Origin of the sequence: Pseudomonas sp. PLB05 (genome assembly GCF_021106615.1) — a bacterium.
GTDB classification, from domain to species: Bacteria; Pseudomonadota; Gammaproteobacteria; order Pseudomonadales; family Pseudomonadaceae; genus Chryseomonas; species Chryseomonas benzopyrenica.
The window spans coordinates 255726-266244 of record NZ_JAJOHO010000006.1; the positions used below are offsets into that span (position 1 = coordinate 255726).

Below are 10519 nucleotides of genomic sequence, written 5' to 3' on the forward strand. Positions count from 1 at the left end.
TGCCGTCCCGAAAAGATCGTGTAGCCGAGGATGGAGCATGAAGCTGCTGGTAGCTGAAGACGAACCCAAGACCGGAATCTATCTGCAGCAGGGCCTCCGAGAGGCTGGCTTCACGGTAGATCGAGTGGTCACCGGAACGGATGCCATCGATCAGATGCAGACTGAAGCCTATGACCTGCTGATTCTCGACGTGATGATGCCCGGCCTCGATGGTTGGGGGGTGGTCACACGCCTGCGTGCTGCCGGTCAGTCGGTACCGGTGCTGTTTCTGACGGCACGGGATGGCGTGGACGACCGAGTCAAAGGATTAGAGCTGGGCGCCGATGACTACCTGGTCAAGCCCTTTGCCTTTTCAGAGCTGCTCGCGCGAGTTCGAACGCTGCTAAGGCGCAGAAGCGGCAGCCTGCCAGTGCAGACCAGCCTGCAGATCGGAGACCTGCAGGTCGATCTGCTCACGCGCCGTGTTACACGAGGCGGTACCCGAATCGACCTTACGACCAAGGAGTTTGCCTTGCTGGAGCTGCTGATGCGCCGGCGCGGCGAGGTGCTTTCCAAATCCTTCATTGCTGCCCAGGTCTGGGACATGCACTTCGAGAGCGACACTAATGTCATCGAGGTAGCAATCCGGCGGTTGCGGGCCAAGATCGACGATGACTTCGAGTCGAAATTACTCCATACCTGCCGTGGTATGGGCTACAGGCTAGACGTGCAGGACGAAGGATGAAGCCAGGTTCACTTACCTTCCGCCTGAGCCTCATGTTTGTGGTCGCGGTCGTCGCTGTCCTCATCATCGTGGGCATCGCTTTCAACGAGCTGAGTCGCCACCATTTTCGTGCGTTGGATGCCCAGGTGCTGGAAGAAAAGCTTGAAGCGATCACCCAGATTGCTCAAGAGCCCGGCGCGAATTCGGACCAGCTCAAGATTCGCTGGCATACGCTGCTGGGAGCACATTCCGAGCTCAGCGCGGTGTTTCTCCAGGCTGACGGAAGCATCTTTTTTGCGGAGCCTCCCAGGTCAGCGGTGCCATCCCTTGCTCAGGCGACCGAGCACGATGGCGTGTGGGAGTGGGAAAGCGACCGACACATGTTCAGGGCCTTGAAGGCGCCGGTCTCGTGGTCGGAGACCACTGCTCCACTCACCTTGTGGCTGGTCTTGGACGTCACGACGCATATGCATTTCTTCGCCATGCTGGAGCGTTGGTTTTGGGGCGTACTGATAGCCAGCACTGTGCTGAGTGCCGCACTCGGTTGGCTGGTCGCCAAGAGTGGGCTGCGGCCGGTGGCCAAGGTGACCCAGACAGCCGCCTCGATGTCCGCAGGTTCTTTGAAGGAACGCATTCCTTTGGAGCCCGTGCCCGATGAGTTGCGCGAGCTCATCATTGCTTTCAATTCAATGCTTGGTCGCCTGGACGATTCGTTCATGCGGCTATCGAATTTCTCTGCCGACATCGCGCATGAGCTACGAACTCCGATCAGCAACCTGCGAACTCATACTGAGGTGATCCTGGCCAAAAAGCGGGACTCGGACGTGTACGAGGAGAACCTGACCTCCAACCTGGAAGAGCTCAATCGTCTGTCGGGAATCATCGACGGCATGCTGTTCCTGGCCAAGTCCGACAACGGGCTGATCGTGCCCGAGCCGGTCGAGCTGGACCTAGGTAGGGTCATAAGCAAGCTGTTCGGGTACTACGAACTTCTGGCCGAGGACAAGGGGATCCAGCTCAGGGCATCGGGAAGGGCATCAATCTTCGCGGACAGCGTGATGGTCGACCGTGTCGTGTCGAACCTGCTGTCCAATGCCCTGCGCTATACCCCTTCCGGGGAGACGATTGGGGTCCACATCCAGGACTATGGCAGCCGTGTAGAGCTTCGGGTAGAAAACCCCGGCCCCGAGATTCCATCGGAGCACTTGTCGAGGATTTTCGACCGGTTCTATCGGGTGGATCCAGCACGTCGCGAAGGTGATGGCAATGCGGGGCTCGGGTTAGCCATAGCCCGGTCGCTGATGACGGCGCATGGTGGCACGATCTACTGTACATCCCAAAGAGGTCGAACGGCATTCATCCTGACCTTCACGCGACGGACCAGTCTGCGCACGTGACGCGCTTATCTAACTCTCAGAAATGCAGAGCCAGGAACCAACTATCAATGACATTTTTACTTAGCTGCCAGAGCGACATCTCTACTTAGCCTTGACAAATGAACATGGGGACCCGTGCGAGTCTCAATTCGCACGAGGGGCCGTCTATGTGTCGTTTCGACAGCATGTCCAACGACTGCGCGTGGGAACCATCGATCAGGTCGCCGATGGGGTAAAACATATCGAGCGGCTGATGCCTGCAAATCTCTCAGAAATCCTGGCAAGTTGCCGGGATGGTTCAGTGACGTGCTATGCAGCAACCCCAAGATGGCCCGACTGCAGGCAGTGAGACTCATTTCGCAGGGGTACACATCGGAACACTGCCTGGACATCAGTACCATCTGGTAGCGCAAAAGGTTGTAGCCCAGCAGCACACCCCATAGCTCTTGAGCGACGCATCTCTGGCGTCTTGCTTCTCAGGGTATATTCGCCGCCCAGCAGTCTCTGCTTGATCGCCCGATAGCCCAGCTCAATTTCCCAGCGTTGACTGTAAAGGTCGACGATCTCCCTACCCGGAAAGCGCAGCGGGTCGACCATCGAAGTCAGTACGCTTACCATTTTTCCCTTGATCATCTTGCGCAACAACCGCGCTCGCATTTCGAGCGGACGACAGGTGGTATGTGGTCGGTAAATACATAGCGGCCATACTGTAAGCGCGAGTAGGCGGGTCTTTGGGCTGACGCCCGGCGATATCGTCAGGGCGTCAGATCCATACAGCCGTTCGATCAGGCTGCCGGCTTCAGAATGACCTTTGTCCAACCCTCATCTCGCGCATCGAAATGCTTGTACGCATCGGGCCCTTCCGCCAATTTCAGGCTGTGAGAGATGATCTGCGAAGGCTTGGCGCGGTCGTGATGGATCAGCTCCGCAAGCCTGCGGTTATAGGCTTTGACGTTGGCTTGCCCGGTGCGTATCTGCTGGCCCTTGAACCAGAACGCGCCGAAATCGAAGGCCATTTTGCCTTCCTTCGCCAGTTCATTTTTCGCGCCCGGATCCTGAGGAACAAACACCCCGACGACGCCGATGCCACCCGTGGCCTTGGTGGAAGCTACCAGGTTGTTCATCGTCAGGTGATTGACCTCATGGCCGTGTTTGTCACAGCACTGGTACCCCACACACTCACAACCTCGATCAGTGCCTTTGCCGTGTGTCAGGTTGAGGATCTGATCAACCGCCTCTTTCTCCAGGGAGTTGATTGGCGTGGCCCCCATCTGCGCGGCCAATTTCAATCGATCCGGATGGTTGTCGACCACGAACACTTGCGAGGCGCCTTTGATCATCGCGGCATGAGCTGCCATCAGGCCCACTGGCCCTGCACCGTAAATGGCGATGCTTTCACCCGGCATCAGGCCAGCCAGTTCAGTGGCATGCCATCCGGTGGGGAATATGTCTGACAGCATGACGTAGTCGTTTTCTTTCTCTTGGGCATCCTCTGGCAGCACCAGGCAATTGAAGTCCGCATATGGCACACGCAGCAGTTCTGCTTGACCACCCTGGTATGAGCCCATATCGGCAAACCCGTAAGCAGCACCAGCACTGCCGGGGTTGGCCGTGAGGCAGAAACCGGTCAAACCTTTTTCACAGTTTTCGCAGAAACCGCAGCCGATATTAAATGGCAAACATACCCGATCACCTATCTTGATGCGATCTACGCCGGCGCCGACTTCGATGACTTCTCCGAGGTTCTCGTGACCGAAAACACGTCCCGTCTCCATCGAGGTGCGGCCCTCGTACATATGCAGATCAGAGCCGCAGATATTGGTAGTGGTGATGCGCACTACGGCGTCGGTAGGTTTTTCGATCTTGGCGTCTGGGACATTTTGCACGCTCACGTCGCGTGGCCCGTTGTAAACGATGGCCTTCATTAGACTCTCCTGTTCAAGCGACGATGAGGGGAATTCGTCTGCTTACGGGACATCTGTCTAGTTCTACGAACGTATGTTCCACAAATCGAGCTATGACCAGACGAGTGGTGATGCCGTCGCCCGCGCGTGGCGGCCCTGTAGTGGTCTACTGATTCCGGACACCCATTTAGGGCGAGAATGCTCGCCATAGAGAGGTGTCTGATGACCAAGCAACGTCGTTCCTTTACGCCCGAGTTCAAACGAGAGGCCGCCTGCCTGGTGCTCGATCAGGGCTACAGCCATATCGAAGCAGCTCGTTCACTGGGAGTGGTTGAGTCGGCCCTGCGCCGTTGGGTAAAACAGCTTCAAGAGGAGCGCGTGGGCGTTACCCCGAAGAGCAAAGCACTGACGCCCGAACAGCAGAAAATCCAGGAGCTGGAAGCCAGGATCGACCGACTGGAACGGGAGAAAGCGATCCTAAAAAAGGCTACCGCTCTCTTGATGTCGGACGAGTTCAATCGTACGCGCTGATAGACCAGTTAAGTGAGCGGGAGTCGGTGGAAGTGGTCTGTTCAGCCTTCGGCGTGGTGCGGTCTTGCTACTACGCCCATCGGCTTCGACGCTGCCGTGTTGATGCATGCCGCGTTGCACTGCGCAGTCAGGTTAACCAGCTGTTCAACCAGAGTCGAGGCTCGGCTGGCAGTCGCAGCATTCTGGGTATGCTGCGTGAGGATGGCGTCAGCATTGGCCGTTTTCGTGTGCGTCGGTTGATGCGTGAGTTGGGCTTGGTCAGCAAGCAGCCAGGCTCGCACGCATACAAGCAGGCTACGGTTGAGCGACCAGATATCCCGAACCGGCTGAACCGCGAGTTCACCACTGAGCGCCCCAATCAGGTGTGGTGCGGCGACATCACCTACATCTGGGCACAAGGTCGCTGGCATTACTTAGCGGCGGTGTTGGATCTGCATACAAGACGAGTAGTCGGCTGGGCGATTTCTGCCAAGCCGGATGCTGAGTTGGTGATCAAGGCGCTGGACATGGCCTACGAACAGCGTGGCAAACCGCAGCAGGTACTGTTTCATTCCGATCAGGGCAGCCAATACGCTAGCCGCCTGTTTCGGCAACGGTTGTGGCGATATCGGATGGAACAGAGCATGAGCCGCCGGGGCAACTGCTGGGATAACTCGCCGATGGAGCGATTGTTCCGCAGTTTGAAATCGGAGTGGATTCCACAGACCGGTTACCTGACAGCTCAGGAGGCCCAACGGGACATCAGTCATTACCTGATGCACCGCTACAACTGGATCAGGCCGCATCAATTCAACGATAGGCTACCGCCTGCGGTGGCCGAAGAAAAACTTAACCCACTGTCCGGGATGGGTTGACCACTACACTTCTGGAAAACGCAAACACCGGGCACCTTATCGCTTGTCAGGGACCGCACATCGAAGGATGGCCAGGTCTGGGCGCCAGCTGCGTTTACCCTGGCACCAGAAGGGTTCGTCGGCCTACGGTGAGGAAGCTCCTCAAGCCTACAGCTCGATCCCAGATCTGCGCCGCTCGGGTCTGGGGCGTTTGCTGCATAGGGCAAGCCTGGTACTTTGGGCGTATCAGTCGACGATTGCCGACGCCAATCATTGAGCATATGGAGTTGAAGTTCATCCATGATCAGGCCGCTGAAAACAGCAACCCGGCTCTCGCTTGCGGTCATTCTTTTCCCTATTGCAATGATCGCCCTCTTCTTTACCGGCCGAATGGGGCACGCGGCTGCTGATTATCTTTGGCAGGCTGCAGTGCCCGCGCTCGAAGATAATCCGTGGTGGCTGCTGCTTATGGCAGCACCAGGAGTTCTCTTGCCAATTATGGTGATGATGTTTTTGTTCAAACCGGTCGAAAGTAGAACGACTTCGAAAGCGTCGTGAGCTAGTTGATCAGCACGAATACAGTGAAGAATCCTAGTCATCGCCTTCATTGGCGATGACAGGCGCCGGCGGAGTTTACCGCTGGCACCAAGAGATCAAGCACCGCAGAGCGGCACCGCTGGGGCCACCCTGGATGAAGGAAAAAGGACTTTTGAACATGGCAATGAGTGCCGAGCCTGATGATGCGCCTGACTGGCTGGTGCAGAAGCCGCGTAGGGCGCGGCCGGTCGCTTTAGTCGTGTGCCTTGCCGTCGGCGGCCTCGCGACACTTGCTGCCGTGCAGCTGGTCAGCCGGGCTCTACCAGGTCCACCGACATCCGTAGGTACTGACCACCTCGCCCTTGGCGCCGAGGCTGCAGCTCATCCTGCCCCAGAGCGGGTCGATACCGTCCGCGGCACGGTCCGCCGCGCTACGCCTTCAACCGTGGAAGGAAATGCGGTAGCCGCGGCGACCTCACCCTCGAACGTCCCGCCGCCGGCAGCGGCGATTGGCAAGCAGACCGTCTTCAACGACCGAAACTTCACGCCACGCGGGGCCGATAACGTGGTGAGCTTCAGCGAAGCCCCTCGAAGCCTGGTGCCAGAAGAGGCGCCCCCGCAGCCGACGAAGGTCACGGTGGTGCACCAGACGCCAAGCATGAAGGACCGCGTCTGCTGGCCGTATAAGGCTGGCAGCCTGGAGCATCGCAACTGCCGATCCGCCGTGGGTCTTCAGTACCGGGACTAGCGCGACTGCCGGCCGCCGGCCAAATCTACGGGGTTCACGCCCGGAGCGTGCTCAATCCGGCGTTTGCCTAGGCGGCTGCCGTGCTGTACTGACAGGGATCTCTCCCTCAGCGCGGCTGGCCGGCGACACTCGCTATCGGGCCGCGGTGAGGAGATAGCTACCACCTTGGCTTGGAGGCCTACGCCTATGCTCAACAACCGCTATCGGATCACCCTGGGCGGGAAGTCATACTCCCCTGAGTTCCAAACGGATCCTCAGTACGCCGCGGCCTGGAAGCGCGTCCTGGAACGCGCCTACGGCCGGGAACACGGTCTGTGCGGATGCCCTGGGAGCGGCGAGCGAAAGGTGACGATCAAGCTGCGCGAAGGATCGGACGGCTACCACCTCGCCCGCTACCCTCACAGCGGCCCGGAGCATGCCAATGACTGTCGCTTCTATGCAGCAGCGCCCGAGCGCTCTGGTCTGCAGGGCTATGCCGTCGGTGTGGTGGAAGAAACCGCCGACGGGGGTATGAAGGTGAGGCTCGCCCGGGGCGTACGGCAGCAAGCGCCTGGGGAAGCTGGGGATGCGGCGCCCTCCCCGCCGGCCGCCCCGGGCGTGAAGAAGCCGGCCATGACCCTCCTGGGCCTGCTGCATCTTCTCTGGTCGGAAAGCCGGCTCACCACCTGATACCCGGCAATGGCGGGAAAGCGTAATGGCGAGCTCATTTCTCACCTGCTCCACGAATGCGCCGGGCGGGTGTCGGTAGCCCCTCGCATCAAGCTCGACCAGGTGTTGCTGCTGGCCGCTCAGAAAGAGAAGCGGCGCGAGGCCACTAACCGCGAGATCGCCACGAACGCGGCCTCACGCAACTGGCGGCTGGTCGTCGTCAGTCCCCTGGCCAGGTACGACGAGGAGCGGCACAGCGGCTCGCCGGAGAGACTGCCGGTGACTGGGCCATTCGGGATGCCAACGCTCTACCTGCCCCCTGCCGTATGGGAAACCGCCTCTCGCCGATTTGCGCGGGAGCTGGGCGCCTGGCGCAGGGGAAGTCGGGTGATCGCTATCGCTCAACTTGCGCAACGCCCGGGTAAAGCCCTCCAGGCGGATGTGCTCGAGGTCGCGCTGATGCAGGTGAGCGATCAGTGGATTCCGCTTGATTCAGACCTGGAAGGCAAGGTCGAGCAGAAGCTGCGGGATGAGGGGCGCAAGTTCGACAAGCCGTTGCGCTACGACGCCGATGAGTGCGCTGTCTTCCCAAACTTCTGGCTGCTCGACATGCAGCAGGACTTCGCTCTCGAGGTCTTCGGCATGGCCACGCCGCAGTACCTGGCGCGGCGCGGCACCAAAGAGCACTGGTACTGCAGCGAGTACGGCAAGACGGGCTGGTGGCGCTGGGACGCGACCCAGGATCCTCGGGGAGAACACATACCGGCGTTCCCCGCGGCATACGTGTCTTCCAGATAGGTCAACGTGAAACCGGGCTAGCAGCGCAAACGTCCGGGCTCACTGTCGGTTTCCGAAATTGCTGCGAAATTCTGGAAACAATTGAACGGAAATTAGCCAATGACAGCAATCGACCCAAAGCTGACGCTGGCGGTGAGCAGCTACCGGCCAAGCGGGCTGCTATAAGCGTCTGCCCTAACATCCCGTCGAGCACAAGGGCATACGCGTCTGGTTCGGTTCGGTACACTATGCGTCCAAAGCGGGGCACTTGTGGCCGACCGGCTATAGCCTCCTGACCATCAAGGTCTGCAACCTACGGTGCAGCCTGAACTCCGCAAGCGGCAGCTGAACCCTCTCCACTACCCACTCTTTCGCAGGGGTTGAAGACATGAGCGAGAGTGAAAATTTCTTTGAAGCCACGCCGCCTCATTACATGCAGCTTTCCGCGATCCAGGATGGCGGGACTAGAAACGCTCACGGCGTTGCTGATCTGCATGGCATCGCCGTGGCGCGAGGATTGATCAGCATAAGTTTTTCGGCTGTTAGGCTTGTTGATCGATATGTGGCCTATCGAGTGCCCGCTCATTGCAGAGAATGACGCGGTCATCCAGTAGGTGTTGCGACAACTAATCGGTTAGACGTTTATGGCGCTGTCTTCCATAAGGCGCTACCTATGACTCCTTCTCGTTCCCTACGTGTTCAATTGCTAATGCTCATTGGCAGCGGCCTGGTGCTGTTGTTGATTCTCGCCTTAGCCGGTTTTGGCTTGCTATCCCAGCAACTGGACGGCTATCAACGGTTGCTCCAGGGACCTCTGGAGGAAGCGCGCCTGGTGGACGCCACAAACCTCGCATTCAAATCTCAGGTACAGGAATGGAAGAACGTGCTGCTACGTGGCGGCGCCGCCGACCAGCGCGAGCGCTACTGGAGGCAATTCCAGGATGAGGAGACCGGCGTCCAAGACCTGCTGGCGCAGCTGCAGCGCAGCGCCGGTGACACTGAATTGGGCCAGCGCCTGCATCAGTTGGCCCAGAGTCACCGTGACCTGGGCGAGGCTTATCGCCGAGGACTGGCAGCTTATGTGGCGGCCAACTTCGTCGCCGCCCAGGGTGATACTGCGGTTAAAGGCATCGACCGGGCCACCAGCGAGCAGCTGTCCGGCCTGGTCACGTCCCTACACCAGCGCGCCAGCGACCAGGCCCAGCGCTTGGCCGCTGAGGCACGCCAGACCGTCCTAGTGGTGGTCTGTGCCATGCTGGCTTTCGCCATCCTGATCGCCTTGCTAAGCGTCTGGCTAGTCAACCGGCGCATCGTCGGACCGCTCGCCCTAGTCACCGAGCAGCTGGTTCGTCTCAGTGAGGGACGCTTCGGTCAGCCGCTGGCCGAGACGCGCCGCGACGAAGTGGGGCGGTTGTCTCGCGCCGCCAACCGCCTGCGGGATTTCTTCACCGACCTAGGCGGGCAGCTGCGCCAGGGCACTGAGGCGCTGGACGCCACCACCCAGGAACTAGGCGCAATCGCCCAGCGCAGTGGCGCGGGCATCCGTGACCAGTTCTCCCGTACCGATCAGGTGGCCACTGCCATGCACGAGATGAGTGCTACGGCGGAAGAGGTGGCCCGGCATTCCGGCAGCGCCGCGACGGCGGCCAACGAAGCGGATCGCGCTGCGCAGGAGGGCGAAGCGAGCATGACTCTAACCGTCGCCACTATCGAGCGGATGCATCGGGAAGTCTCCCGCACCGCAGAGGTCATCGCCCGCCTGGAAAGCGACAGCGATCGTATTGGCAGTGTGCTGGAGGTGATCCGCGGCATCGCCGATCAGACTAACCTATTGGCGCTCAACGCCGCGATCGAGGCGGCCCGAGCCGGGGACGCCGGCCGTGGCTTCGCTGTGGTGGCCGACGAGGTACGCAACTTGGCGGTGCGCACCTCTAGTTCTATCAGCGAGATCCATCAGCTAATTGCCACGCTGCAGGGCGCGGCCTACGAAGCCGCTGAAGCGGTGCGAGCGGGTGCCGCCGAAAGCACTGCCGGCCGCGACCAAGTGGTGGCTTCTGGCGAGCGCCTGCGAAGCATCACCAAAGCGGTGGAGGCCATCCGCGACATGAACCGGCAAATCGCTACCGCTGCCGAGGAGCAGACCTCGGTGGCCGAGGACATCGCACGCAACCTAGTGGAAATTGTCACTGTGGCTCGCCACAATGAGGAGGACCTGCAGCGGACCCAGAGCGCCAGCGAGCGCTTACAGGGCGTTTCCCTGGGCCTCTCCAGCCTCGCCGGCCGACTCCGGGACTAAACTCTTAAGCTCCTATACAGGCGGAGTTATCTCGGGTTCTACGGGTTCTACCCCATTTCCACGGACGGTTTGAAAAGGGCTGAAAACTTCAGAGCTTGCCGGGCGACTCTACGGCGCATTCGTGGGTTATGAAACCGCTCGATGTAGTCGAATAAATCCGCCCGTG

Annotated in this window: 8 protein-coding genes and 3 pseudogenes; 9 read left to right on the top strand and 2 right to left on the bottom strand. The window is 59.8% G+C overall.

What is annotated here, in order from left to right:
• The first annotated feature begins 37 nt into the window (after positions 1–37).
• A complete protein-coding gene (locus LRS53_RS22795; protein WP_231357417.1) occupies positions 38–724 on the top strand; it encodes a heavy metal response regulator transcription factor in 687 nt (228 codons plus the stop codon).
• Complete coding sequence (locus LRS53_RS22800; RefSeq protein WP_093257838.1) at positions 721–2100, top strand: heavy metal sensor histidine kinase; 1380 nt, start codon at positions 721–723, stop codon at positions 2098–2100. Before LRS53_RS22795 ends, LRS53_RS22800 begins: the two co-directional genes overlap by 4 nt.
• 367 nt (positions 2101–2467) lie before the next feature.
• Here the strand turns inward: LRS53_RS22800 and LRS53_RS22805 are convergent.
• Both LRS53_RS22805 and LRS53_RS22810 read right to left on the bottom strand, forming a co-directional pair.
• Positions 2468–2745, bottom strand: a pseudogene (locus tag LRS53_RS22805) (transposase); the annotation flags it as partial.
• A 119-nt stretch (positions 2746–2864) separates the two neighbouring features.
• Entirely contained in the window at positions 2865–4004 is a 1140-nt protein-coding gene (locus tag LRS53_RS22810; protein ID WP_093257841.1) for a glutathione-independent formaldehyde dehydrogenase, read from the bottom strand.
• Positions 4005–4205: 201 nt separating this feature from the next.
• Here LRS53_RS22810 and LRS53_RS22815 point away from each other — a divergent pair.
• From LRS53_RS22815 to LRS53_RS24085, 7 genes and pseudogenes are all read left to right on the top strand, one after another.
• A protein-coding gene (locus LRS53_RS22815) for an IS3 family transposase (RefSeq protein WP_231357418.1) occupies positions 4206–5368 on the top strand; the annotation gives its coding sequence in 2 pieces (ribosomal slippage) (positions 4206–4461 and positions 4461–5368; 1164 coding nt in all).
• 279 nt (positions 5369–5647) lie between these two features.
• Positions 5648–5905, top strand: a complete 258-nt coding sequence (locus LRS53_RS22820) for a hypothetical protein (RefSeq protein WP_093257852.1) — start codon at positions 5648–5650, stop codon at positions 5903–5905.
• A gap of 157 nt (positions 5906–6062) precedes the next feature.
• Positions 6063–6632, top strand: coding sequence for a hypothetical protein (locus LRS53_RS22825; protein ID WP_093257850.1), 570 nt, complete (start codon positions 6063–6065; stop codon positions 6630–6632).
• Between the two features lie 186 nt (positions 6633–6818).
• Positions 6819–8078: pseudogene (locus LRS53_RS22830) on the top strand (DUF1173 family protein).
• A gap of 367 nt (positions 8079–8445) precedes the next feature.
• The gene (locus LRS53_RS22835; protein WP_143075348.1) at positions 8446–8655 is read left to right on the top strand and encodes a hypothetical protein; all 210 of its coding nucleotides are present in this window, start codon (positions 8446–8448) and stop codon (positions 8653–8655) included.
• Between the two features lie 654 nt (positions 8656–9309).
• A pseudogene (locus LRS53_RS24080) lies at positions 9310–9483 on the top strand (HAMP domain-containing protein); the annotation flags it as partial.
• 144 nt (positions 9484–9627) lie between these two features.
• Positions 9628–10353, top strand: a complete 726-nt coding sequence (locus LRS53_RS24085; RefSeq protein ID WP_442968543.1) for a methyl-accepting chemotaxis protein — start codon at positions 9628–9630, stop codon at positions 10351–10353.
• The last annotated feature ends 166 nt before the right edge of the window (positions 10354–10519 follow it).